Origin of the sequence: Pseudokordiimonas caeni (assembly GCF_026719705.1) — a bacterium.
GTDB classification, from domain to species: Bacteria; Pseudomonadota; Alphaproteobacteria; order Sphingomonadales; family Kordiimonadaceae; genus Gimibacter; species Gimibacter caeni.
The window spans coordinates 1,824,834-1,851,169 of record NZ_JAPPRR010000001.1; the positions used below are offsets into that span (position 1 = coordinate 1,824,834).

Below are 26,336 nucleotides of genomic sequence, written 5' to 3' on the forward strand. Positions count from 1 at the left end.
GAAGAGAGACGATGGAACGGGGGTCATTGGTCATTCGGCTTGCCGATGTGCGGCGCACGGATATCGCCCGTGTCGGCGGCAAGAATGCTTCGCTTGGCGAGATGATCGCCGTCCTGAAGCCGCTCGGCATCCGCGTTCCCGACGGGTTTGCAACCACAGCAGAAGCATTTGGCGCATTCCTTGACGCTGGTGACCTGCGAAGCCGCCTGCGGGATATCATGGGAAAGCTGAATGGTGACCTCTCGAATGTGGCAGCGGTGGGGGACGCCGCCCGGAACCTGCTGGCCGGGGCCGACCTGCCCTCCGCCCTTTCGGCTGCGATCATCATGGCCTATCGTACGCTCAGCACCAACGGATTGCCCGCCACCGTCGCCGTGCGCAGCAGCGCCACCGCCGAAGACCTGCCCGAAGCGAGCTTCGCCGGGCAGCTTCAAAGCTTCCTGAATGTCATCGGCGAGAAGGCCGTGCTTGCGGCTGTGAAGCGCTGCTTCGCCTCGCTTTATACCGATCGCGCCATCGTCTACCGCGCGACCCATGGCTATGACCAGTTGGCTGTCGCGGTGTCTGTCGGCATCCAGCATATGGTCCGTGCCGATCTCGCCTGTTCTGGCGTGATGTTCAGCATCGATACGGAAACCGGCTTCCCGAAAACCATCCTGATCAGCGGTGCCTTCGGGCTGGGTGAAACTGTGGTGCAGGGGCTGGTTGACGCGGACGAATATATGACCTTCAAACCGTTCCTGGAAAAGCCTGGCCTCGCGCCGATCATTGAAAAACGTTGCGGCGAGAAGAAGCAGCGCATGGTGTTCGAACGCGACGGCGGCGGTACACGCCTGAAAGATGTGCCGGAAGACGAGCGCCGGACCTTTGCGCTGCATGACGACGAAATACTCACGCTGTCCCGATGGGCGGTTGCCGTTGAAAACCATTACGGCCAGCCGATGGACATGGAGTGGGCAAAAGACGGCCTGACGGGCGAGCTGTATATGGTGCAGGCCCGGCCAGAGACAGTGCAGGCCCGCCGCAACGCCAGCATGCTGCGTACCTACCGGATCAAGACGAAACAGGTGCCACTTGTCTCCGGTCAATCGGTCGGGGAAAGCGTTGCGACAGGCCCCGTCTGCCGGCTCGATAGCCCATCCGGCGCGACAGTGTTTCCAGACGGCGCCGTTCTGGTGGCCCCGACGACTGACCCTGACTGGTTGCCTATCCTCAAACGGGCTTCAGCGGTTGTCACCGATCAGGGCGGCCGCACCAGCCATGCGGCCATTGTCGCCCGCGAACTGGGGCTCACCGCCGTTGTCGGCACCGGCAATGCGACGACGAAGCTCAGGGACGGCGATATCGTCACCGTTTCCTGCGCAGGTGGGGCCGACGGCCACGTGTATGCCGGCAAGATACCGTTCGAAGTGACGGAAATTGACCTGCGTGACATCCCCGAAACCCGGACCCGCGTGATGGTCAATCTCGCCAACCCGGCCGCAGCCTTTCGCTGGTGGCAGTTGCCGTGTGACGGGATCGGCCTCGCCCGCATGGAATTCATCATCTCGAACCATATCCGCATCCATCCCATGGCACTTGCCCATTTCGAACGGGTGACCGATGCCGCAGCCCGGGCGGAAATAGAACATCTGACAGCCGGCTATGACTCGCGGGAGGATTATTTTGTCGAACGCCTGGCGCGCGGTATTGCCCGCCTCGCCGCCACCTACCACCCGCGGCCGGTCATAGTGCGCACCAGCGATTTCAAGACCAATGAATATGCGGCCCTCATCGGCGGCGCGCCGTTCGAACCCAATGAGCCCAACCCGATGATCGGCTGGCGCGGTGCCAGCCGCTATTATAGCGAGGGGTACCGCGATGGCTTTGCGCTGGAATGCAAGGCCCTCAGGATGGCGCGCGAGATACTGGGCTTCAGCAATATTGTGGTCATGATCCCCTTCTGCCGCACGCTTGATGAGGCAGACAAGGTGATCGCCGAGATGGCGCGCCACGGCCTTGTGCGCCGCCGGAACGGCCTGCAGCTTTACATGATGTGCGAAATCCCCTCGAACGTGATCCTGGCCGAAGAATTCGGACGGCGCTTCGACGGCTTCTCGATTGGCTCCAACGACCTTACCCAGCTTACCCTCGGGATCGACCGCGACAGCGCCCTGCTCGCACCGCTTTTCAGCGAGCATGACCCGGCCGTCACCCGATCGATCACCACCGTGATCGGCAGGGCCCACAAGGTGGGCATCGAGGTTGGCCTGTGCGGGCAGGCACCGAGCGACCACCCGGACTTTGCCCAGTTCCTTGTCGAATCCGGCATCGACTCGATGTCGGTCAATCCCGACAGCTTCCTCTCCGTGAAGACGGAAGTTGCGGCTGTCGAGAAAAATCCCGAAAAATTCGAGTCCTACGGGGCGTGAACCCTGCGAACTGACGGTTTCACCCGGTTCAAAATAAACGCTCCCCCGAAACGAGGGAGCGTTATAGCAGACAAGGCTGGCGAAGGAGGGTCAGCTGGCCTTGATCGCAATCTTCTTCTCGTGTGCCTTGGCTTTTGCGGATTTGGGCAGATGCACTGTAAGCACACCGCGCTTGACCGAGGCCTCGATCTTGCCCTCTTCCACATCTACCGGCAGCTCAAACCGGCGCACGAAGCTGCCGAAGGAGCGTTCGGAGCAATAATAGTCTTCGCGCTTCTCTTCGGATTCCGTTTTCCGCTCGCCCTTGATCGTCAGGATATTATCGACGAGACGGACATCGATATCGTCGACATCCATGCCGGGCACATCGACTTTCACATCAAGGGCATCCTTGGTTTCCCGCACATCCATGCGGGCGAAGTCGGCCACCGAAACATCGATATCCGGGAACATGGGTACGGCTCTCAGGGACGGTGTGAGATAGCCGCGGAAAAGCCTGTCCATATCCTGATGCAGGGACTCGAACGGATCCCTGCCCCAGATCGACGGCACCTGACGACCGCCATTGCCGCGCGGGGTGATATTGCTACTTGCCATGATTGTCTCCTTTTCTGATGACCGGCAGCCGTTTCATCACGGCTTGTGCCGGTGGTTGAAACCGCCCGTCTCATTCACCGCGAACGGTGATCACCCGCTCGCGCTTCTTCTTGTCTTTCGATTTCGGCAAAATGACCTGCAGGATGCCGTCCCTGAGCGACGCTGTTATCTTGCCGGCCTCGACTTCGCCCGGCAGCGAAACAGCCCGGTAAAATGCCCCATAGTCACATTCATGGAGATGCATATGGCCTTCGGGTTCGCCGCCCCGGTTGCCCTCAATGACAAGTGAATCGTCCGACAGCCGGATATCGACCTCACCCGGCACAACGCCCGGCAGGTCGGCCAGTATTTCGAAGGCCTCATCATGCTCGACAAGATTGGCGCGGACATAGGTCTTGCCAGGATGCCCCCCCCGCCAGGGCAATGCCACATTCACCTTCGGCGCATAATCGTGAATGAGCCGGTCGACTTCATGATGAATTCGGTGCAGCGGATCATGCAGTATCCGGTGCGCAAAGCTCTCTTGCGGCGATTGAACGGAAATCCTGTGCTCGTCCATGGCGGCCTCCTTGCAGACACGCCGCATTTCAGGGGACTGCGGCTGACGGGGCGCAGTCTGACAGACCAGTTGGAAATGCCATTGATTGCGGTCAATGGCGGATCCAAATTTCTTCGTGACCGGACGACCACGGGAGCACACGACGCGCAGCCCGTATTCGCCGCTGCCCCCGCATCAGAACGGTACGCATTTTCACTGACAAGAGTGATGTTGGTAGCTTATTGAAAACCCCGGAAAAAATCAAAAATAACAATAAAATCAATAACTTAAAGTCATTGGTGCCCGCTGCCGGCACCAGACTCTTATTGATATCAATCAGTTACATGCGCTTGGCGCAAATTTGGCGCACGAATTTTGGCGTCACGAGGCCCCCGTCGTTACAAGAGGCACACTCTGAACCGATGAAGAAGAATGACCTGAATCAGCATCCTTTGCTTCGATCATCAGACTCACGCTACGGCGGACCTTTATTTGCATCAATTGCCTGACTGTCAACGCCGGCGGGTAGTCAGAAGGCTCGACCATTTTGGGTGTGCATTACCTATTTATGATTGTATATTGCTTGCGTTTTCACGGAATGCACATGAACGGGGGGATGCCATGGGCCGGCGGGGGGCTGCTGACGCTTGGCGAAAGAAGCTGCAAGACGGCATCAGGGAGCTGCGGGCGCGGACATGTGCGACGCGGCTCCTGGTGATCGACAGCAACGGCTACCTTCACAATGACCTTTCCCGGATACTGCAACCCCGACAGTTCGACGTGCGGTGCGTTACGTCAGGCCGTCAGGCGCTTGAGGCATTGCTCGACGGTGGCGCCTTCCCCACTGCGCCTGCCTTCGATGTTGTGATTGTCCCTCATGAGGCGGATGCAAGCGACGGCGCCGGTATCTGCCATGCCCTGCGCCGGCTGTTCGGCAAACGGACCCTGATCGTCCTTGCCTTTCTGCCACCCTATCTTGACGAGCAAACGGTCCTTGGATATCTGGCGGCCGATGTTGATGAAATCTGCATCTACCCTCTCAGCCGTATCGCGATGCAGAACCATTTCCGGATGCTGGCTGACCTCGTGGCAGAACGTCGCCGTACCCGAATATTGGGTGAGTTTCAGGCTGCGGCGGGATCCTATGGTTCAGTTGCAGCTGCAGCTGCAGCAGCTGCCGCCCTGCTAGCCAATGACATCCATGTCAGCCAGGCCGTCCCTGTGCATGACGACCATCCCGACATGTTGACCTTTGCCGCGACCACGATACCGCCCGAAGGGCAGCCATATCGCCTTGCCGGAATGCGGCTCGCCGTTGCGGTTGCCGGTGGCGCAGGTATTCAAATGCTGGTCGACTATACCGTCCCGCCGCAGCAGGCCGATATCGATTTCGCCGTGGCCCTTGTCGGCGCCATAGCCACCGACCAGACCCGCCCCCTTGAAATCGACACAATGCGGGGTCTGCTTGCCATTCAGGATGGCCGCAATGAAATTTCGGTCATCAAGGGCGCCAACCAGTATTCCGAGATCGTCTTCTCAAGCGGCGCCTCCCAGCTTCTGCTGAAAACGCCCTTGAAGACCATTGCCGGGCAATTCAGCGCCGACTTTGTCCAGTGCCACCGATCCTATCTGGTGGCGGAACGCTGTGCCTGGGCTGCCAGTCACGGCCGCAATGGCCGGTTCACGCTCAGGCACCACCAGCACACCATTCCTGTCGGGGACAATTATCTGTCCATGGTCAGGGCATACCACCCTCACTGGTTCCATTGAAGCGCCTTACCAGCCCCTGAGTCTTGCCTTCCGATCACGCACCTTCTTGCGCAGCAACGCTTCTCGCCTGCCACTCACTCATGGCCATCCCTGGCGGCTAGGCAGGCGATGACCGGCCTTCGGCACCGGTCTCCCCGGTTCACTCATTTCACATTGCTCAAAAAACTACCACTGCGAGTGTAAGCCGGGAATGCCTAGGGGAGGTCGGCCATGATCGAGTCAGCGCTGGAGCTGTTGCGCCACCAGCTGAGCGACTATATCGCCCACCGTCTGGGCCTGCCGGACGATCAGCCGCGCGCCGTGCTCGGCCCGATCGTTGACGAACAGGGGCGTACCGCAATCCCGGCAAATTCCCTGGGTGTCAGCCTGATCAACCTCGAAGAGGACAGGATCAATCCGCTACCGGGCAAAACAACGATGAATGCCAGTCAGGTAACATATCAGACCGTGCCGACAAAGCTCACCGCCTATGTGATGCTGGCCGCGAACTTCAGCGACTATCGCGAGGGGCTCAAGACCCTTGGTTGTGCGATCGAGATGATCCGGTCGCAACCTGTCCTCACCGCAGCCAATGCTTCGGCGATGCCGAAGGATCTTGATGTGCTGAGCCTTGAGCTTTGCTCTTTCCGCCTTGAGGACCTGAAAGATGTCTGGTCTTTCCTCGGGGGTCGCTACCATCCGTCGATCATTGTCCGCCTGAAAGGGATTGTCGTGGATGCGCGGCAGGTACGCGGCCTTGGCACACGGGCAATGGAAGCGCTGCTCCAGATGATGGGGAGGTCATGATGCCCAGCGCTGCCCTGTTTGAACTCGTCACATCCCATGCCTACAGGGGCGGCGCCATTGAGCCGGACATCGGCTTCGTGCCCTCGCCCGCTACAGGGCAACTCCTGACGGCCCACGGCCTTGCTGCCCGCAGCGACAATGGCAGCCTGAAAGTCGCCCGTTTCAACGATCGCAAGCCCTGGTTCGACGACCGGCCGCATGGCCCGCTTATCTTCGCCGTCACGGCGCGCCGCGATGAAGTATTCCACTATACCGAACTGCCGATAGACAGCCCCGGCAGGGGCTGCGCCCCCGCGAAACCCGTCGTCGCACAAAAGAAATTTGCCATCGGCCGGACACGGGCACATGCCGCATTCGGCAATCTGGCGGGCTGGCTTGCCGGTCTCAGGGCCTTTCTCGCCCTGATCATCCCGACGGGCCTTCTGGAGAGCAACAGTCGTTGGACCCTGCCACTTGCCGCCCGGCGCGTTCACTGGCGGTATCATGTGCTTTCAAACACCCGGGAGCTGCAACCTGCGAACCGGATGCTCATCGACGGAACGCCGGACGGCCTTTCGTTCAAACCGCTCGACCCCGACCGCCGAGATCTGGCCGAGGCTGAAACGCTTGAATCAGATACCCCCTGGCCCCTGTCCGAACAGGGCCTGAAATCTGCCCGCCTCCTGATTGAACGTCAGGGACGGGATCCGAAAATCCTGTTCAGTGGCCTGCCCGCGCCGTCGCCCTTGAGCCTGCGAATGGTTCATGACGATCCCACGCCCCGGGCCGACGCATTTCTCTATGTCTGATCCATCTGGTGAAAGGGACGACCATGCCAGCATATCGTACGCCTGATATCTACATCGAGGAAATCCCCCTCTTTCCGCCCTCAATTGCCGAGGTGGAAACCGCCATACCGATCTTCATCGGACATACGCGTTTTGCCGAGTACCAGGGGGCTTCCCTTCTGAAAAAGCCGATCAAGATCCGGTCGCTGATGGAATATCACGAACGTTTCGGCCGCCAGCCTCCTGCCTGTATCGGTGATATTGCCATCAATGCCCAGAACAAGCTGGAAAGCGTGCGGCAGGTGGTCAGCTACAATCTGTATGACAGCGTCAGCATGTTCTTCATGAACGGCGGCGGGGCCTGCTACATCCTGTCGATCGGGGATTTCAGCCTGCCTTCGATCAATGCCTCTGGCGCGATCACCAAAGACAAGTATATCGAGGGCCTGCAACTCGCCGCCAAGGTGGACGAAGTGACGCTCATCCTGATGCCCGATGCCGTCAACCTGCCCGATCAGTCACTTTATACTGTCCAACAGCAGGCACTGGTCCAGTGCAACACGCTGATGGACCGTTTCGCCATTTTCGACCTTTACGAATATGAGGATGCTGGCGGCACCAGCGGCTGGGAAAAGGGCGTCCAGGAATTCCGCGACAAGGTCGGCATAAACTATCTGAAATATGGTGCTGCCTATACGCCCTATCTCGTGGCGGATATGGACCGGCCGCTCGGCTTCGCCCATTTCCAAAGCCGCATCACGAAGAACAAGGTGCCGGTGCAGCTGGAAGACCTGACCGACGATGCCAGCATCGTGGACCTGATCCGCGACACATCCGAAGCGAATGACACCGCCACTCGCATGTCGACGGTCACTTACGGCAATCTCGCACCGACTTCCCCGCTCGTGAACGTGATGCCTAATCTTGTAAACAGCCAGCAGACCTCCGACCTTGAGGCCTTCGTGGCAGGTTACAAGATTCCCAATCCTCCCGCCGGTGTGACGCCGGACCCGAGCGCACCGAAACCCGCGAAGCCGAAAACACTGCAGGAACTTTATAACCAGATTTCGGCCGCGCTCCGTAGCGCCAAGCAGGCCGCAGACCAGAAAACCATCCTCGGCACCCTGCAGGACCTGACTTTCAAAGTGCTGACCGATGTCGTCATGGCCAAATGGCTGATGAGCGATGCCAACGCCGACGCCGTGCGTCAGCATGTGAATGATCACCTGGCGTCGTTCATCGAGGATCTGGTCGCCTCCGGTTCATCCGACTATCCGCAGATTTTTGCTGACATCCTTGGGCGGATCGACGCCCTTTACAAAGCCGCCGGCCTCACGAAACCTGCAACGGATGACGATGCTGCGAAGCTCGGCAATCTGGGGCGGGCTATCTATGCCTTGTCGAAAACTTCCAAACCCGCAAATGTTACGGTATCGACCCCCGATCAGAAAGCGCAGACAGACACCTTGTTTCGGGCCACGCTGCGGCTGATCAGTGGCGTCCAGACAGGTGCATACCGCCATCTGAACAATCTGGAACAGAGCCTGCGCAAGCTGTTTCCGCTTTATAACAACATTGTCGAACGGGCCGAGCGTGTGGTGCGTACCATGCCGCCCTCGGGCGCCATCGCCGGGCTTTATGCCGCTGTCGACCGCGACCGCGGCGTCTGGAAAGCGCCCGCCAACGTTTCCCTGGCCTCGGTGTCGGCGCTTACCCACCAGATCGACTCGTTCGGTCAGGAGTCGCTCAACATCGATGTCACGGGCGGCAAATCGGTCAATGCCATCAGGCCGTTTGTTGGCAAAGGGTTCCTCGTGTGGGGTGCCCGTACCCTGATGGGGAACGACAATGAATGGCGCTATATCTCGGTCCGCCGCTTCTTCAACATGGTGGAAGAGTCCGTCAAGAAATCGACCTATTGGGCCGTGTTCGAGCCCAACGATTCCAACCTTTGGATGAAGGTAAAGTCGAGCATCGAGGCCTATCTGCACGAGAAACGCATGCAGGGGGCACTGGCCGGGGTCACCGACAAGGATGCCTTCGTTGTCAATGTCGGCCTCAACAGCACGATGACGGCTCAAGACATCCTTGAAGGACGATTGATTATCGAAATCAAGATGGCGGTCGTCCGGCCCGCCGAATTCATCATCATGCGGTTCATGCACAAGATGCAGGAATCCTGAGAAGAGGGGCGAATCGCTGATTCGTCACGCAGCTAGGGACCACAACCATGGCAGATGCAAAAGACTACCCAATTCCAAGCTTTCTGTTCCAGGTGTCCGTATCGACGCTCGGCAGCATGTATTTCAGCGAGGTATCGGGGCTCACGCGTGAGAACGACCTGATCGAATATAACCACGGCATGAACAAGTCCTTCAGTCCGCTGAAGATGCCCGGCCGGCAGAAATATTCGAATGTGACGCTGAAGCGCGGGATCATCGTCGGGCAGAACAATTTCTTCGACTGGATCGGCCAGAACCTCTGGAACGTCGCCAACCGTCAGTCGCTCATCATCCAGCTCCTCAATCAGGAGATGGCGAATGTGGTGACATGGAAACTGGTCAGCGCGTGGCCTGTGAAGATCGAGGGGCCGACCATGAATGCCGGCGCCAGCGAGGTCGCGATCGAAACCATGGAAATCGCCCACGAAGGCTTCACCATCGAACATAAGAGCTGATAGGCGATGGCGAGCAGTAGTGATCCTTTACCGGGCTTCTATTTCAGCGTCGAGTTTGCGGCCTTTCCGACCCCGGACCGGGACATGTGCTTTCAGGAGGTCAGCGGACTTGAAGCGAGGGTCGACTATGAGGAGATCAAGGCAGGTGGCCAGAATACCGAAGCGCTGTTTGTACCGAAGCCCGTCGGTTTCGGAACGCTTAGCCTGAAGCGGTCGCTGACCACAAGCTCGGCTTTTGTCACATGGGTCGAAGCCGCCCTGTCGATGTTCAGGTTCGTGCCGGTTGACCTGCTTGTTTGCCTCAAGAACCAGAAGGGCAATCCGGCGGTTGCATGGTATGTGGCCGGGTGCCTGCCCACCAGTTGGAACTCTACAGGGATCGACGCCACCAAGAGCGATCTGGTGATCGAAACTCTCGACATGAAGTACCGCTATTTCCGCCGCCTGACACCGCTTCTTTCCTGAGGAATTTGCCATGCAAACGGCCCCGGCATCACCGCGTTTCCCGACGTCCGAAACCATCGTTCAGGATGCCCCAGCCAGTCCCGGCCCCACGGGCGGCCCGGTCACTGTGATGGACGACGAAGGGTGCGGTCCGCCACTTCGGGAGGATGACAAGAAGGACATCGTGGCGCGGTGCATCACCGAAATCCTCAGGATTCTGGACCAACGAAACGAACGATAGCGGAGTGACGGGTATGGCGGCCTCGCCCATCAGCAGCAAACTGGCAAAGCTGAAAATCGAAGCTTTCAGCGACAAGGCCATGGCGTCTGCCATCTCTGGCGGAACCTTCACGGCACTCGTCAACCCCGACACGATCAAGGAAACAATCTCGGTCTGCTACAACAACCAGAATGCCTGGCGGAACAATGGTACCGGGCGGGTTTTCAACCATTTCAAACCACAAGAGTTCGAACTCAATTTCTTCCTCGACGGCACTGGCGCCCTTGGCATCGATACCCTCGCGGCGGACTATGTCTGGAATCAGGTCCAGCTTTTCCGGTTCGTAACCACAACCCGCAAGGATGCCGCCTCTCCGCCGCCCTATCTCAAGGTTTCCTGGGGGGCGCTTTTCATTCATTGCCAGCTTGAACGCGCCAGCGTCAATTACACGGTTTTCGATACAGACGGCACCCCGCTCCGCGCCAACATCACTGCCGCCATGAAGACTTTTGCGGACGAAACCCTGAAAAAGGCAAACGATCCTGACGGCACCAAGGCAATCGCGGCAGCGGCTGGCAGCAGCCTCGCGAAGCTTGCCGCCGCGGCTTACGGCAGCGCGGGCTATGCCGCCGCACTTGCCAAGGTCAACGGCCTGACAAGCTCGCGCTCTGTCACCTCAGACAAGACGCTCAGTGCGCCGCCAGCCACAGCGCTGAAAGCGAACTCGTCATGACCGATGCATCCACCGACAAACCCGTCGCGTTCACGATATCCGCGAACGGCAGCCAGCTCGACAAAACGATCGAGGTCCGGTCGGTGCGCATCTGGCATGCGTTCAACCGGATCGGCCATGCCGAAATCCAGCTGCTGGACGATATCGATGCAAAGCCCCCCCTTCCGGCGACCACGAATGCCGGCCTCAAGGTTGGCAGCAGCCTTGAAATCCAGATTGGCCGCGGGGACGACCTGCAAACCGCCTTCAAGGGCAGCATCACCCGCCTGCAGCTGAAACTTGAGGACGGCGCCCCGTCCCTGACTGTCGAAGCCCGGGATGATGCCTTCAAAATGACACTCGTTCCGGTTACGAAACTTTTTGAAAAGGTCAAGGACAGCGATGTCGCCCAGACGGTCGCCAGGGCCTATGGCCTCTCCACCGACTTTACAGCGACAGACACGGAATATCCGATGCTGCTGCAACACCAGACCACCGACTGGGACTTTCTGGTGGCGCGGCTGCAGCTTCAGTCGCAGGTTGTCTGGAGCGCCTTGGGCACGATCCAGTCGAAAAAGCCTTCGGCGACCGGCGGGGCCGCCATCAATGTAGCGCTCGACGAAGGTCTTCTGTCGTTCGAAGCCCGCATGGATGGCCGCGACCAGCTGGCCTCCACCGAGGCGCTGACATGGGACATGGAAAACCAGCAAAGTGTCAATTCCGACGGGACCGATCCCGGTGTGAAAGAGCAAGGCTCCATCACCGCCTCCAGCCTCGCTGCCGACATGAAGCCGGCCATATCAAAACTGACCGTCGGATATGGCGGGACGGTTGACGGCCCCGCAGCCCGCGCCGGCGCCATCCTCACCCAGAGCCGCCTCGCCAAGATCCAGGGCACAGCCCGCCTTGTCGGTCAGGCTGTGTCCCCCGGAGACACCCTTCAGCTGAAGGGTTTCAGTACCCTTTTCGACGGCGCGGCGCTGGTCTCGGCCGTGACGCATATCCTTGCCGACGGCGGCTGGGAAACCATCGTTGAAACGGGGCTCGCCCGCGACTGGCTGATGGACCGGATCTATGACACTGGCGGCATCGAAAGAATGCCGGAGCGGCTTCTGAAACAGTTGCACCTTGGCAAGGTCACCAAGATTTCCGAGGACCCGGAAGGCCTGTTCCGCGTGCAGGTCATGCTGCCTTTGGTCTATGGCGCCGAAGCACAACCCGTTTGGGCACGAGTTGCCATGCTGGCAGCCGGCAGTGACCGGGGCAGCTTCTTCATGCCGCATGTGGACGATGAGGTACTTGTCGGGTTCGTCGGCGCAGACGCCGCCTCGCCTGTGGTTCTCGGCAAGCTTTACAGCAAGAACCGCGCGGCGCCTGTCACCCCTGCCGACGAGAATAACTATGTTCAGGGCCTTTATACGAAAGCCGGCCTGAAGCTCGTTTTCAATGACGAGGACCCCGCCGTCACGCTCAGCACCAAGGGCGGACAATCGATCTGCCTCGACGACAAGGCGGGCTCGGTCACCATCAAGGATCAGAATGGCAACAGCCTGACCATGGATTCCGGTGGCATCAAGATGACAAGCGCCGCCGATCTCACCGTGTCTGCCTCTGCGGGCACGTTCAAAGGGTCGGCAAGCAATGTGAATTTCGACGCATCGATGGAAATCAAGGGCAACGGTGGCCTTGGCGCACAATGGACAAGCGGCGCCAACACCGTGGTCAAGGGTGCCATCGTCCAGATCAACTAGGGCCAGCAACCGTGAAGCAGGACATGAAATCCATCGTCGGTCAGGGCTGGGCTTTCCCGCCGACCTTCACCAGCACCGGGGCCGCCCCCCTGATGGTGACGCTGGAGCAAGATATTGTCCAAAGCCTGATCATCCTGCTGGGCACCACGCCCGGCGAACGCCCGATGCGTCCTGATTACGGCTGTGACCTGCACCGCTATCTGTTCGAAGAACTGGACGACAGCCTGTGCCGCTATCTGCGCAACCTGATCCAGATTGCCATCAACCGCTACGAACCCCGGATTGACCTCAACAGTGTTGAATACCGTGCAGACACCGCCATTGGCCTGATCGAATTCGACATTGTCTATACGGTCCGCACGACCTCGAAGGTCGGCAACATTGTTTACCCGCTTTATCTTGAGGGAGGGCAGCCGGCATGAAAGGCGTCCCCACCCCTGTTTCAGCCGCGCGCCGTGACGCTTGGCCCGGCCTCAGCCGCCTGCATTTCGAACGCGAGGGCCCACGGCCCGATGCCGCGCCCCTTGAGGTGCGTGACCCCTGCTACCAGCTGGCGCGGATCATTCGCCTGGGCCGGGCCCTGCCCTTTTTTGACGACAACAACAGCCGCGTCGGTACCTGGTTCGATCGACTTTCGGAAGACCCTACCGCCCGCCTCGCCCTCGTCGCGACCGAGCCGCCTTCTCGCTTCGAGGACGAGGCGAAACCCCTGCCCGCCGACTATCTGTCGCTCCTTGAAGATTGCATCGGCAGCGATGGCTGCTTTGACCCGACGACGCGGCGAACGGCTCTCGACCAGCGTGCCGACCGACTTATCGATCAGGCTGGTGCAAGGCTCGGAGTCCTGCAGGACTGGATCAACACCCGTGGCAATGACAATGGCTCGTCGGGCACCAATAGCCGCAAGGATGACCCCGAACGGCTGGCCGCTGAACTCGCCGCACTCCACAAAGTCATCTTCTGGGGCGAGGCGCACCCCTTGCCGCAGTCGCTGCAGCGCTTTGCCGCCTCCCGGCTTCCCAAAGAATATGGCAGCCTCACCGGCATCACAGCCCCCGACCAACGTCGCAGCGAGACGGCACGGCTGCTGCTTCAGTGCCTCGCCGCCATCGACGCCCTTGATGCAGGGGTCCGCAATATCGCTGTCGGGGAAGTCCGGACCCTGATCCAGAAAGGTGGGGCTGTCGCCCCTCACATCGCCCTCATTCTGGCTTTCATCGCCATGTATGACCGGGTAGCGGAAGAATTGAACGGGCTACCAGCACGCTACATGCATTATCTTTATCGCGACTGGCTCGGGCTCCGGCCCGCCGCACCTGTCGCTGACAAGGTGGATGTGGTGCTTGGCGCTACTGAAGATGCCGGTGGCAGCTATGTGCCGGCAGGGACGCGCTTCGAGGGCGGCACCACAGCAGCTGGCAAACCAATCCAGTATGCGCTGGCCGATCCGCTGTTTCTATCGACGGCCAAGCTTGTGGAAATCGAAAGCCTGTCGGTGGCACCCAACGCGCTCGGCACGCTCGAAGGCAACCGCATCGACCGGACGGCTGCCAAAACTGCCTGGCCCTTTCTCAGCACCGACCCGGAAGCAGATGAAACCGACCGGTTCGGCTTCATCCTCAGCGGCCGCCCGTTTAACCTGCCAGCAGGTCGTAAACAGATGACGGTCACGCTGAGCCTTGAGCCGGCTTCTGCGGCGGGAGCCCACCGCCTTGTCGATGTTTTTGCGCAAAACGGAGTAAGCGAGCATTTGCCGGAGAACGGCAGCCGCCAGACCCTGTTTGAGGTATCCTGCATGAGCAGCACTGGCCTGCTTCCCTTGCCGGACGAAGACGTGACGGCCGCTTGTGAGGCCCGCGCCGATGGCCGCCTCATCCTCACGCTTTGCCTGACCCTGCCCGCAGTATCCGCGCCACCAAAAACGGGTGAGCCGTCAGCTGGCCCGGGCCTGCAGTTCCTGACCCACCGGTTGGCACAGGGGCTGGCGGCACCTGAATTCACCACCTGCGCCATCAAAGAAGTGGCGATTGGCATCGAAGCCACCGGCATCACCGAGCTTTACGAAGGGCTTCAACAAGGCCAGCGGATTGCTGCAACCCTCGCTGCCCCCTTTGGGGCACCTCCAAAAAACAAGGGGGCCTTCACCGTCTGGACCCCGATCTTCGAGGCCGGATACAGCCTTTCAGGGCTGAGATTTTCCTGGAACTGGACCGGGATGCCCGACAGCCTTATAGACTATTTCGCGCATTATTACCGCCGCCTGACCCGCAGTGCGCGTGACCGGCGGCCCTATGCCATGCGATTGATCGCAAGTGATGCCACCGGCGAGCCGGTGATGACGGGACGCGCCAATTTCGACGGCGGACGCAGTGCCGCGGTCGAAGCTCATGCCGCAGAGGAAAGCGCCGCCACATCAGCCGTTGCCGGGGCGACCCTGACCCTTGAAACCCCGCCTTTCGCCTTCGGGCATGATCTCTATGGCCAGATGCTAGCTGAAGCCTCGCGGCAGGACCGTCGCTGGCATCCCATCCGCTGGCTAAGGCAAAGCGTTCGGGCATTCGTTCACGCCTTCATCATTCCTGTCGTCATCCCCGTCAGCGACCGGGCCCAGCCACTGGCGCTGGGGCTGGAGCGAAAAGCCCGTCTTGCACCGCTTACCCTGTTGCGCCGCTTCATCCGATACAGGCGTCCGCCCGAGCATCTGAAGGTGCCCCAGCCATGCTCCTTCCAGATGCAGAATCTGACACTTGATCTGAGCGGCTTGCTGGAAGCGGACCTGAACGACCCGGCATCTCCCGTCACCCTGCAGCATGTGGGCCCCGGCGGCAGGGTTTCGCGCCTAGACTTTGCCACCTTGATGCCGCGTCCGGATCGAGGGCACGAGGTCAGGCTGGGCTTTTCGGGGCTTGATGTCACCAAGCCGCTGAGCCTGCTGTTTGACCTGCCCTTTGTCGACATGGACTGCACGGCGCCGGACACCGCTGTCGAATGGTCGGTGCTTGACGGCGAAACCTGGCGGCCGCTCGACGATACAGAGCGCGGGCTGGATCATACGGCCAACCTTACCCGAAGCGGTGCCCTGACCCTGCACCTGCCGGCAACCCGATCCGACGGTCTTTACTGGCTGCGGGCGCTGGTGCGCGGCGACCAGCCGGTGCAGCGCCGCTGCGCAGGCATCCATGTGAATGGTGCGCGCCTTGACCATGCTGCCGATACCGCGCTGCCGGATGCCCCGCCGCTGAAAGGCACCGTCAAGCGGCTGGCAAAACCGTCCAGCGCCGTAACGAGCGTCCAACAGCCCTACGCATCCTACGGCGGCAAGTCGGGTGAAAATCTGGCGCATTTTGCCGCGGCCGCGGCCCGTCGGCTCCGCAGCCGGAACAGAAACGCATCCGCCCATGACATTGAGCACGCGATCCTTGCAGCCTTTCCGTCGATTGAGCGCGCCAAATGCATCCCGGCCACACGCCCTGACGGCGCGCGGGCTGCAGGACATTTGCTGATTGTGGTGGCGAGCCGACCCGCTTTCGAAGGCGGCAGCCTGCGGGCCCCCGTCCCGCCGCCTCTATGTGACGATATCAGGCAGATGGTTGCCATCATCTCTCCGATGGGCGCGGAAGTGCATGTCATGCCGCCGCGCTATCAGCCCGTGACCGTTGACACGACCCTTGAACTGAATCGCTATGCCGATCCGATCCGCTGGGAAGGGCTGACGATCAAGGCGATCAACAGGGCAATCGCCGACGCTGCCCTGACCGATGGAGGCCTGCGCCTTGGTGGCTCGCTGGATATCGATCCCGTCCGCAAGGCCCTGATGGGCCTATCTTTCATCTCCGCAATTCCGGCCTTGTCTTTCAGGTCGCCTCTCGGGGATGCCAACACCGCCTTTGTCACAGCCTGCCACCCGGGGGCTGTGCTTTCCCCGTCGTTCCGCCACCGGATGTCATCCACTGCCGAACAGCCGCCCCGAGCGGCGCAATCGGCATGAAGGGGGCGTGATGCAGGAAAGCCCCATCCGGTATGAAGACCTGATCGGCAGTGCGCGCGAAGCACTTGAGCGCTTTGCGCCCGGTCTTTGGACCGACTTCAATGCCCATGACCCCGGTATCACGGCCCTTGAATATCTGGCCGAAGCGCTGGCCGACTGCAGCTACCGGATCGGGCTACCGGTGGCAGACCTCATTGCCTCTGGCCCTGGCGGTGTGCCCCTGCCATCTCCGCCCGACCTCCTTGCTACGGTGCCTGTGACGGGCGACGATGTGCGCGCCCTTCTCATCGACATACCGGAAGTGCGCAATGCGTGGATCACTGGCGAGGCGGGCGGACTTCTTCAGGTGACCATCGATACGGTCCGGCCCCTAGGCCCTGCCGAACAAAGCTGGCTGCGCCGTGACGCCCGCGAACGCCTTGTGCGGCAACGGCTGGTCGGCACCGATATCGGCGAGATCGCCCTTGCGAAACGTGGCTTGATCGGCGCCTCGGTCACCGTCGCAGCCGGGCGGGATGCCGATACCGAGGCCAGTGCGACCGCTGTAACGCTGGCACTAGATGCCATCCTGATGAACCTGCCGGCCTATCGGATCGACGAGCGCGCCGGCGAAAATGCCGTCGCATCCGGCCCCGCTGTCAATCGCGGGATCTTTGACACTACCCGCATGGCGGCAAGCAACCTGCAGACCCAGGTCGACCTTGCCAGCATCGCAGACCAGATCGAAAAGGAATTGTCGGACCTGCAGGTGCGCGACCTTTTCCTGTGGCGCACGGACGAGACCGGCGTGATCGTGGAAGCTGCCGGCGGCATGCTGAAGCTGGAAGAACATTGCGCCTATATGTTGGATACCGGTGACATGGCCCTTTCGGTCCTCGTCAATGGACGGCAGGTCAAACCCGACCTCAACAGGCTCGTGAAAGCCATCGAACAGGGCCGCGCGCCCCGCGCACGTCTCTATCCCGGCGACGCCGAAGCGATTGATCATGGCACGCAGCGCACCGACCTTGCGTCCTACCCCTCCGTCCAGCGCGACTTTCCGGCCCTTTACGGCCTGAAGCGCGGATATCTTTCCCCGAAGGCAAGCGACACCCGACAAGCGCAAGCCAAACAGTTACAGGCATTCCTGTTGCTACTGGAACAACCGGTCGCCGACCTTCTGGCGCGCCTCTCTGGAAGCGCTGCATTGCTGGGGCTGACCTCCACCGACCGCAGCATCGCGGCAGGCACCGTGGAATTCGATCACCTGCACAAAGGACTTGAAAATGCCCCCTCGGTCCTGACAGCGGCGAGCCGAGACGATCTCGCAACCAGCGCCGAGACCGCCCTCCTTCATCGCGGCTGGTGCCGCTTCACGGCAGCGCTTGTTGCGAAGGACGACCTGCCATCGCTGGCGGGGCCGCAACCGGCAGACCTTGCGTCACAGTCACACCAGCCAGTGGCTGGCTGGAATTATCTGGAACCACCGACCAACCCCGGACGTCTCACTTCTTTCGAGCGCCTCGCCGCCGACCTTTGCCTGCGGCCGCACGAAGATGGGCCGCCCCTGAAGGACCGCCTGACGATCATCGCGGATGATGCGGAATATCGCTTCAGGCTCGACCAGGGGGGCGATGCCCTGCCGCTTCTCAGCCGGGACTGCTACTCTGACCCTGCCAGCGCCGAGGCCGCAGCCGCGGTGGCAGGCCTATCGCTGCCGCTCAGGGATCGCTACCGGATCGAAACGTGGCGCGCGTCCGGCGCGCCTGGCTATCGGGTCCACCTCATTGATGAAAGCGGTGCGACACTGGCCCGCAGCACTCTTGCTTTCGATAGCCGCGCCGCGGCGGAAAAGGCCATTGAGGCCTCCGTCCGCATTGCCGAGCCAGAAGGTGGCACTGGCATCTATCTTGTCGAGCATCTTCTGCTGCGGCCTGCCGACATCGGGGACAATGCCCTTGCCCCCGCCTTTTGCCATCAGGTGACGCTGGTCGTTCCTGCCGCACCGGAACGCTGGCAACCACAGGCAGACCTGACCACGCTCGAATGGTTGGTTGCGGAAGCCCTGCCCGCCCATCTGCTGGTCAACATCCTGCCGCTTCCTGCCGCTGACCTGATAGCCTTCGAAGAGGCCTATTTCGCATGGCTCGACGATTTCTGGGGAGGCGGCCCGTCCCTTGGCCATACCCGCCTTGGTGTTATCGCCGAACTGGGCCGGCACGGCATCGGCAGCTGGACTGAAATCGAAAGGGAGGAAGTCCCCGATGCAGAAGAAAACTGACGAACCGGTTGCCGGGCCAAAGCAGGCCCCGACCACGCCGCTTTCAGCGCCGGAACTGAAGGCCAAACTCGCCCGCTTTTACGACCGCTTCACCGATGAAGTATCGGTGCAGCGTGCAGTGCGCGAACAGCTTTCAGTCCGCCGGAGTATCGATCCCGCCAAAGAGGCCAAACTGAAAGCCGCCAAACGGTCGGCCACCAGCGCGGGCCTTGTTCTCATCGCGCCCTACCTGCCAGTTTTCCTGCGCAATCTCGGGCTCCTCTCCCCGACCGGCAGCTTCGAGGGGAGCGGCGCGACGGAGGCAGCCATGACCCTTCATTTTCTGGCGACAGGCCGCGATGCTGAAGCAGGCGATGACCTCTTTTTCATTCAGCACCTTCTGGGTGTCGATCACGATAACGGTGAGCGTTTACCTGTCCCGGCCCCGCACAAGGACGAAGCCGAGCGGCTGCTTGGCTCCATCATCGCCAATTGGCCGGCAGCCCAAAACCTGAAGGTCGCGGGGCTCAGGGAGGCCATGCTGCAACGGGGTGGCATCCTGGAAAAAGCGAGCGACACGGATCAGCTACAAGTATCGCCCCATCCGATAGACGTTCTCCTGTCCTCGATTCCGTGGGGATTTGGCGCCGTCTATCACCCGTGGATGGCGCGCCCGATGGTGGTGGACTGGCCATGACAGCAAATATCGGCATCACATCCACCGAAAACTGGCACGCAAGCCTGATGGCGGAATTCGCCTGGTTCCGCGAGGTGCTCTCTGCCCGTATCGCCCTCTATTTCGGGCAGGAATGCCCCTATGCTTCACCCATCGACGTTCCCGTGCCGGACCTGACACAACAGCCCGGCCTCTATGCCCGCTGGGCCATCGCGCATGAATTGACAGTGCCTGAAAGGCTCGTTGTGATGCTCGCGCTGGCGCCAGAAGTCGCGCCTGAAGCGCTCGACCCTTTTTTCATCCGCAACGCAACATACGACCGGGTTCACAGCGAGTTCGGCGGCTTCACGGGACGTGGCCACGCGGGCTTCCTGCCAACCCACGAAACCGCCCTTTTCCTGCTTGCAGGTGACAATCCGGCCGCCCGACTGGACCTCTTGCCGCTGCTGCAACCCGGCAGCGCACTCGTCGATCATTGGATCATAGACAGCGGTCCGAGCCTTACGCCGGACAGCACAGGCGTCCCACTCCCGGAACCTGCAACCGCCCGGCCGCTTGCGCTGTCTGCCGCCGCAGTGACAGTCCTGCGCGACGGCGGCAAGGCCACGCTTGTCGTCCCACCGGGTGTTCCGGGCACACCCCTCACCTCCCGTCTGGAATGGGACGACCTCGTGGTGCCGCCTGCAACCGGTGCAGCACTTGCCCGGGTGCTTGCATGGATCGAACATGGTGGTCGTCTGCATGAAGTCGACGGCCTCGGCCCGCACCTGCGGCCGGGCCACACAATCCTGTTCCATGGGCCTTCTGGCACCGGCAAAACGCTTGCTGCCGCTCTTGTCGGCAAAAAGGCGGAAAGGCCGGTCATTAGTGTCGACCTTGCCCAGCTTGTCTCCAAATATATCGGCGAAACCGAAAAGAACCTGGACCGTCTTTTCACCGAGGCCGAACGGCGTGGCTGGATCCTGTTCTTCGATGAGGCCGATGCACTGTTCGGCAAACGCACCAGCATCAACAGCTCGAACGACCGCTATGCCAATATGGAAGTCGGTTACATGCTGCAGCGGCTGGAGGCTTTCTCCGGCCTTGCGATCCTCGCGAGCAACCTTGTCACCAATTTCGATGATGCCTTCCTCAGGCGCTTCCACCAGCTGATCCATTTCCCGCTGCCTGATGCACCGATGCGCGAACGGCTGATCCGCGACTGCCTCGGCAGTGCAGTCTCGGCGGAAATAGATGCAAGGCATCTCGCCACCAAATTCACGGTATCCGGTGCCACCATCGTCAATGCCATCCGCCATGCCTGGCTGTCGGCCTATGCTGCGGGCGACACGGCCTTGCAACGGGACGAAATCGAGGAAGGCTTCCGCCTGGAACTCGCGAAGGAGGGAAAGTCGTCATGACGCTTGAACGACATTCGAAAGCTTCTGATCTCCCCACCCAATTCGGCCAGATGAATGGCACCCGGGGGCTTGCACTCAGCCACGCCGCCCCCCTGCAATTCGGTTGGCAGCGGGATCTAGAGACTGGCCGACTGTTTAGCGTCGATGACGCACATGCGGATGCCAGTCTGACCGATGCCAAAGTAGAGGCTGAAGACAGTGATGGAGCCAACGCAGCAGCACATGGCGGATTGGACGAACCTGAGGATTACCCCGGACGTGCCGATCTAATCGTTCAGGCAAAATTCAAGGACGGTCAATCAGGGCCTAAGAATGTAAAGGCCGCAAATGACGGCAAGACATACAATCTCACCTTTGACCGGAAAGACGGAGGAACCATCTATTTTGACAAACCCAAGGACAACAAAGGCGGCTGGCCGAGTGCAAACCACCAGCATGTTAACATCCAGAAAGGCAAAAAAAACGGGCGGGACTATGGTGAGACCCTTGGTGGCACTAAAGAATATATCGACACGGACGACCGCAGACAGCATTTCAGCATGGCCGACAAAGCAGCAGGCATCAAGCCGGGCGATCGGACGGGTAAATGGACCTGGCACCACCTGAAAACCCCAACCTACGACATGGCACTCGTTGACATGGCCGTTCATCGGGCCTTCGGCCACAATGGCGGCGTCCACCTGTGGCCGAAGAATTGAAGGACAGACGATGACCCGATCCAAGTCTCATCGTGATAGCGCGCCGCCTTCAGCGCCCGGCGCCGGAAAAGATGGCGTCGCGCTCCAGCGAAAACCGTCAGCGGGCGATCTGCCTGAAAACCTGCAATCCGGCATCGAAAGCTTGTCCGGCCGGTCGATGGCGGATGTGAAGGTGCAATTCAATTCGCCCGAGCCCGGCAAATACGGCGCCCACGCATTCGCGCGCGGCACCAGCATCCATGTGGCGCCGGGGCAGGAACAGCACCTGCCGCACGAAGCCTGGCATGTCGCCCAGCAAAAACAGGGCCGCGTCAGCGCCACCGGCAAGATAGGCGGGATGCCGGTCAACACCGATCAGAGCCTTGAAAGGGAAGCCGACACAATGGGGGCGAAAGCCATGCAGATGGCCGTGAATGCCCAGGCGACACTCCCGCTACAATTCGGCTTTGGAGACACCTCTCTCCCCGCACTGCTGCAGTTGAAGGACTCGCACGTAGCATTCACCCAACAAGAACTCGATTTCAGCGCGAAGGGGAAAGGACACAAGGTAGCTGTCGGAAAGAAAACCACTGCCGATCTTGTCCCTCACAAGCCCCTGAAAGGCTCATCCCCCGGGTCGAGCAAGGAGCACGACCTTTTGATGAAGGAATTGCGGATTCACTACCCGGGGGAGGGCTTTTTAAGGGGACACCTGCTGAACGATAATCTGGGTGGCCCCGGCATCTGGGAAAACATGTTTCCCATCACTGCCAAGGCAAACGGCAGCCATCTTTATGACGTTGAAAAGCCGGTAAAGCAGGCGCTTCTTGATGCCTATGAACTGAATGAGAAAACCGTCTCGAAGGACAAATATTCAGTTCACTACGCTGTCGAGGCGGTGAGTACCGGTCGGATGGATGATTTCATAGAGGGCCCCAAGGCAATGCTCCACTGTAGCTGGGAAATTCACCCCAAAGTTTCCGACCATGACATGCCGGGTGAAAAGGGGCATCACACCGGCGCGGTCTTGGTCGGGTCAAATCCGGGGGTAAAACAGGGGCAGAACGCTGCGCTTCTCAGCATCGATTGGGGCAGCGAAGGAAGTGGTCGGACCAAGCAGGTTCGGGCGGGCTTCAAACAAGGGTTCTATGAGTCTCCGAACAGTTCGACGCCGCCGACACCAAACAGGCCTGCTAAAAACATTGCGAAGGAAGCCCTCCACTGGGTGGAGGCGAGTCATGACCAGTTGAAACAAGCCAAAGGCGCAACCGAAAAACTAATGCTTGAGATCAAAGGCGGCAATCCTGGCTGGAAGGAAGCAGATGCGGCCGATGATAGCCTTATTGAGGCTGATGCAGCTCTCGACATGGCATCGGCAGCCCTGGAAGATAGTAAGAACAAGATCAGCTGAAAGGTATCATCACGTGCCGCCTGCCGCTCGCATAACTGACATGCATACCTGCCCGATGGTCTACGGGATCACCCCCTGTGTGGGCGGGCCGATCCTGCCGCCGGGGGCACCGACGGTGCTAATCAACGGACTGCCCGCCGCCGTGGTCGGCACCCCGCTCGCCTGCGCCGGCCCGCCAGACAGTATCGTGAAAGGCTCGGCAACGGTCCTGATCGGCGGGATGCCGGCAGCGCGCATGGGGGACACAACGGCTCACGGCGGTACCATCGTGCTGGGCAGCCCCACGGTGATAATCGGTGGCTGACCGGCCGCAACGGAGACGCAGATGATACGCTCGATCAATGTCCTCTCGATCCTCGCTTTCCTGATTGCGGCGGCAGCAACTGCCTATTTCTATGTCGAACTCGGCAAGGAACAGACGGCACGTGAAGGTGCGATCACCAGCCTCAACGCCACGCTCGGGGCACGGATCAGCAGCAACGAACAGGCGATTGCTGGCCTGAAAGACGCTTTCGACAAGGCTACGGCGAACCAGGCGGACAGCGCCCAGACCTTCGACAAGGAATGGGCAACAGCCCTTGCCACCCAGGAAACACTGCAGAAGGATGTGGATGCGCTGACATCGGAATTGAAGCAGACATCAGAGGCGCTTGATGCCGCGAAGACAAGCATCGTTGCCGACGCGGTGCAGAAGATCAACGATCAGATGGCCGCCCAGCAGAAGGAAGCCGCCGCGGCCGAGACCGTACAGGGCCTCAATGACACGATAGCGGCCTCCAAGGCCAAGCTCGACTGGATGGGCAAGTTTGCCATGCTGGCCAAAGACTATGGCACCCTCAGCTGCTACGACAGCGACCTCTTCTGGCATATTTTCTCAGGCCCGCTCCTTGGCAAGGAGCCGATCACCGACATTTCCGCCGAAATCGACAAGCTCGCCGCCATTGACCTGAAAACACTCGATGCCAAAGGGATCACTTCGCTCAATACCACAACCCAGCCTGTTTACGACCAGATCCTCACGACCCTTGGCAACGCCAATGCCTATATCCAGAAAAAGAAAGGCGGCAAATCCGCGATGGTCGATGCCGTCAAGAAATGCGGCAGCCTCGTGCTGGTGGGGAAATCCTGAGAATAATCTTGCACCAAGCGCGGCGCGAAAGGTCACACGGGAAGCGCATGAACCCGCCGAGAAAAATCAAAAATAATACAATAAAATCAATGACTTAAAGTCATTGGTGCCCGCTGCCGGCACCATACCATTATTGATATCAATAGGTTACAGGCACTTGGCGCAAATTTGGCGCATGAAATTTCAGGATTCTAATAAAGGTGCGGCGGCACCTTCCCTGGCGAGACGCACGGCAGAAGGCTAGGTTCAATCTGATAGCTGAACTCTGAATTCCGGTGAAAGCTTCTCCGCGTCACATGATGAAGATAAAAGATGGATCTCCGGCTTCGATAGGAATGCAGCAGCAAGATCTGTCTGGCATTCCCGATAGCCACTGAGAACGGAATGCCCCCAGTTGCCAAAGCGGACTAGCTGGCTGTTGGGCAGGGTTCCAGCGATTTCTTCGGCGTAGACATCAGGGGTCATTGGATCAAAGCGTCCACTGAGGATCAGGGTCGGCGTCTGGACACGGACAGGTTCGGCCGACTGCATCCTGCCGTAACCGCGCGCCGGATCGGCGCAAACGTCCTGCATGAAGCTGGTGATCGCGAAGAGGCCGAAGCGTCCTTTGCCGAGGTCGCGGCCGCGTGACGGCCGATATTGGTCGGCGCAAACAATGGCGAAAAATGCTCCTGCTGCGCTGTCCCCCACTGCGGCGGGAGCGGGGTAAACGCTGTTCATCAGCGTTGTCAGCGGCCCCAAATCTCCTGATGCCGTAGCATCGATCAACATCGGCACCAACGGCAGTGCCTGCGGGCTATAGAGCATCCAATGGATCAGGCTCAGAAAATCATGGTCGTTGACCACCACCCGAACATCAGCTTTGCCGTCCTTGCCCGTCAGCATCACCGTGGGCGGGGCTTTGGCGAGGGCGGCCACAACAGCATCTAGCGAAGCGGTAAGATCAGGAAAATGGCCTGAACAGGGCTCACTTGCCGCGCAAGCCTCCACAATGCGGCTGATGCCACGTTCGAAATTGCCGCTGGCTTCCGACATGAAAAGATCGCTTTCAGGCGAGACAACGGAATCCAAGATCAAGGTGCGAACGCCTTCGGGGTCGAGCCGAACCGCTTCAAGGGCCATATAGGTGCCATAGGAGACCCCAAGGAGGTTCCATTGCCGCACCCCGAGGGCTTGCCGCAACGCTCGCATATCATGCGCGTTCTGCTTGGCTGAGAAAGCATGGAGCGGGATGCCTTTTGCAGCAAGGGATGCAAGGCAGGCTCGCGCTGCCGACGATATTTTCGCGTCACGTTCAGCCATGGTCATGTCGTCCGCCACAATCGACAGCCGGATACCACGCAACGGATCGCACCGCAGTTCGGGCTCGGTCGACTGGGCACCGCGCTGGGTGAACAGGACGATATCCCTGTCTTTGCCGAAGGCGTGCGCAGCGAACAGATTAAATGAATGAGCCGATGTGGTTGGCGCGCCGCCCGGACCACCCGATAGAAAAACCACCGGATCGGGCTGCGGGGTATCGGAGAGGGCACGAATAACAGCGACCGGCAAACGGGCGGCTGCCGTACCATTTCCTGACCAATCAAGCGGTACCGTCAGCACACCACATTTCACGCGGTCAGGTGCAACGTCTTTTGCGGCTTCGAAGGCACAAGGCTCTTGCCACTCAATCGCGGGGTCGGTCGCTGAGACACCCGGCGCACTGGTAAATGCGCACACCGCGGCGATTGCTGCTCCGATCAGTTCTCCGGCACGCATGCGACAACTTCGATTTCGACGCGCGCGCCAGGAATGAGCAGATCAGAAACAACCGTCGACCGCGCAGGAAAGCATCCTCCGAATGCCGCCGCATAGGCCTTATTGAAGGCAGGAAAATCGGCCTTGTCGGTGAGCCAGACGGTCGCCTTCACGACATGCGACATGCTGGAGCCAGCCTCATCAAGAAGCCTTGCGATATTGGCAAGCGCCTGCTGCGTCTGCACGACGACGTCATCACCAGCCAGCGTCATTTCGGGTGTGAGGCCGAGCTGACCCGAAAGAAAAACGAGATTGCCACAACGAATTCCCGGACTGAGCGGGACTTGAGTACCGTCCTTCAGGACGAGTGGTTGACCAATCACATGCATATCAAGACTCCCGACGG

23 protein-coding genes are annotated in these 26,336 nt (G+C 60.2%); 19 read left to right on the forward strand and 4 right to left on the reverse strand.

Features of this window, described 5'->3' with window-relative positions:
- The first annotated feature begins 11 nt into the window (after positions 1–11).
- A complete protein-coding gene (gene ppsA / locus OU694_RS08250) occupies positions 12–2,411 on the forward strand; it encodes a phosphoenolpyruvate synthase (RefSeq protein WP_308910507.1) in 2,400 nt (799 codons plus the stop codon).
- Positions 2,412–2,501: 90 nt separating this feature from the next.
- On the opposite strand, the gene OU694_RS08255 is transcribed toward ppsA, so the two are convergent.
- A complete protein-coding gene (locus tag OU694_RS08255; RefSeq protein WP_308910508.1) occupies positions 2,502–3,008 on the reverse strand; it encodes an Hsp20/alpha crystallin family protein in 507 nt (168 codons plus the stop codon).
- A 70-nt stretch (positions 3,009–3,078) separates the two neighbouring features.
- Positions 3,079–3,567 (reverse strand): Hsp20/alpha crystallin family protein, encoded by a 489-nt coding sequence (locus OU694_RS08260; protein ID WP_308910509.1) that lies wholly within the window; start codon positions 3,565–3,567, stop codon positions 3,079–3,081.
- Between the two features lie 693 nt (positions 3,568–4,260).
- Between OU694_RS08260 and OU694_RS08265 the strand changes: the two genes are divergently transcribed.
- From OU694_RS08265 to OU694_RS08350, 18 genes are all read left to right on the forward strand, one after another.
- Positions 4,261–5,316, forward strand: a complete 1,056-nt coding sequence (locus tag OU694_RS08265; RefSeq protein WP_308910510.1) for a LytTR family transcriptional regulator DNA-binding domain-containing protein — start codon at positions 4,261–4,263, stop codon at positions 5,314–5,316.
- 210 nt (positions 5,317–5,526) lie between these two features.
- Positions 5,527–6,102 carry a Pvc16 family protein gene (locus OU694_RS08270; RefSeq protein ID WP_308910511.1) on the forward strand — a complete coding sequence of 192 codons (576 nt, stop codon included), beginning with the start codon at positions 5,527–5,529 and terminating at the stop codon, positions 6,100–6,102.
- Positions 6,099–6,890 carry a hypothetical protein gene (locus OU694_RS08275; RefSeq protein ID WP_308910512.1) on the forward strand — a complete coding sequence of 264 codons (792 nt, stop codon included), beginning with the start codon at positions 6,099–6,101 and terminating at the stop codon, positions 6,888–6,890. The genes OU694_RS08270 and OU694_RS08275 overlap by 4 nt, the downstream gene beginning before the upstream one ends.
- Before the next feature lie 23 nt (positions 6,891–6,913).
- Positions 6,914–9,052: a phage tail sheath family protein gene (locus OU694_RS08280; protein ID WP_308910513.1), complete on the forward strand. Its 2,139-nt coding sequence runs from the start codon at positions 6,914–6,916 to the stop codon at positions 9,050–9,052.
- A 47-nt stretch (positions 9,053–9,099) separates the two neighbouring features.
- On the forward strand, positions 9,100–9,546 hold the full coding sequence (locus tag OU694_RS08285) for a phage tail protein (protein ID WP_289502963.1): 447 nt from the start codon (positions 9,100–9,102) through the stop codon (positions 9,544–9,546).
- A gap of 6 nt (positions 9,547–9,552) precedes the next feature.
- Positions 9,553–10,011, forward strand: a complete 459-nt coding sequence (locus OU694_RS08290) for a phage tail protein (RefSeq protein ID WP_308910514.1) — start codon at positions 9,553–9,555, stop codon at positions 10,009–10,011.
- Positions 10,012–10,021: 10 nt separating this feature from the next.
- Positions 10,022–10,231 carry a DUF5908 family protein gene (locus OU694_RS08295; RefSeq protein WP_308910515.1) on the forward strand — a complete coding sequence of 70 codons (210 nt, stop codon included), beginning with the start codon at positions 10,022–10,024 and terminating at the stop codon, positions 10,229–10,231.
- 13 nt (positions 10,232–10,244) lie between these two features.
- A complete protein-coding gene (locus OU694_RS08300) occupies positions 10,245–10,943 on the forward strand; it encodes a CIS tube protein (RefSeq protein WP_308910516.1) in 699 nt (232 codons plus the stop codon).
- Positions 10,940–12,673 carry a phage baseplate assembly protein V gene (locus tag OU694_RS08305; RefSeq protein WP_308910517.1) on the forward strand — a complete coding sequence of 578 codons (1,734 nt, stop codon included), beginning with the start codon at positions 10,940–10,942 and terminating at the stop codon, positions 12,671–12,673. Before OU694_RS08300 ends, OU694_RS08305 begins: the two co-directional genes overlap by 4 nt.
- Positions 12,674–12,696: 23 nt before the next feature.
- Positions 12,697–13,095, forward strand: a complete 399-nt coding sequence (locus tag OU694_RS08310; RefSeq protein WP_308910518.1) for a GPW/gp25 family protein — start codon at positions 12,697–12,699, stop codon at positions 13,093–13,095.
- A complete protein-coding gene (locus tag OU694_RS08315; RefSeq protein WP_308910519.1) occupies positions 13,092–16,661 on the forward strand; it encodes a baseplate J/gp47 family protein in 3,570 nt (1,189 codons plus the stop codon). The genes OU694_RS08310 and OU694_RS08315 overlap by 4 nt, the downstream gene beginning before the upstream one ends.
- A 10-nt stretch (positions 16,662–16,671) precedes the next feature.
- Positions 16,672–18,921: a hypothetical protein gene (locus tag OU694_RS08320; protein ID WP_308910520.1), complete on the forward strand. Its 2,250-nt coding sequence runs from the start codon at positions 16,672–16,674 to the stop codon at positions 18,919–18,921.
- Complete coding sequence (locus OU694_RS08325) at positions 18,905–19,597, forward strand: contractile injection system tape measure protein (protein WP_308910521.1); 693 nt, start codon at positions 18,905–18,907, stop codon at positions 19,595–19,597. Before OU694_RS08320 ends, OU694_RS08325 begins: the two co-directional genes overlap by 17 nt.
- Positions 19,594–20,976 carry an ATP-binding protein gene (locus tag OU694_RS08330; RefSeq protein WP_308910522.1) on the forward strand — a complete coding sequence of 461 codons (1,383 nt, stop codon included), beginning with the start codon at positions 19,594–19,596 and terminating at the stop codon, positions 20,974–20,976. The genes OU694_RS08325 and OU694_RS08330 overlap by 4 nt, the downstream gene beginning before the upstream one ends.
- A complete protein-coding gene (locus OU694_RS08335) occupies positions 20,973–21,674 on the forward strand; it encodes an HNH endonuclease (RefSeq protein ID WP_308910523.1) in 702 nt (233 codons plus the stop codon). The genes OU694_RS08330 and OU694_RS08335 overlap by 4 nt, the downstream gene beginning before the upstream one ends.
- Before the next feature lie 10 nt (positions 21,675–21,684).
- On the forward strand, positions 21,685–23,064 hold the full coding sequence (locus OU694_RS08340; protein WP_308910524.1) for an eCIS core domain-containing protein: 1,380 nt from the start codon (positions 21,685–21,687) through the stop codon (positions 23,062–23,064).
- A gap of 13 nt (positions 23,065–23,077) precedes the next feature.
- A complete protein-coding gene (locus OU694_RS08345) occupies positions 23,078–23,368 on the forward strand; it encodes a PAAR domain-containing protein (protein WP_373460225.1) in 291 nt (96 codons plus the stop codon).
- A gap of 21 nt (positions 23,369–23,389) precedes the next feature.
- Positions 23,390–24,193 carry a hypothetical protein gene (locus OU694_RS08350; RefSeq protein WP_308910526.1) on the forward strand — a complete coding sequence of 268 codons (804 nt, stop codon included), beginning with the start codon at positions 23,390–23,392 and terminating at the stop codon, positions 24,191–24,193.
- A gap of 246 nt (positions 24,194–24,439) precedes the next feature.
- On the opposite strand, the gene OU694_RS08355 is transcribed toward OU694_RS08350, so the two are convergent.
- Together OU694_RS08355 and OU694_RS08360 are read right to left on the reverse strand one after the other, a co-directional pair.
- Positions 24,440–25,951, reverse strand: a complete 1,512-nt coding sequence (locus tag OU694_RS08355; RefSeq protein WP_308910527.1) for an alpha/beta fold hydrolase — start codon at positions 25,949–25,951, stop codon at positions 24,440–24,442.
- Positions 25,933–26,319, reverse strand: a complete 387-nt coding sequence (locus tag OU694_RS08360; protein WP_289505414.1) for a RidA family protein — start codon at positions 26,317–26,319, stop codon at positions 25,933–25,935. Before OU694_RS08360 ends, OU694_RS08355 begins: the two co-directional genes overlap by 19 nt.
- Between the last annotated feature and the right edge of the window lie 17 nt (positions 26,320–26,336).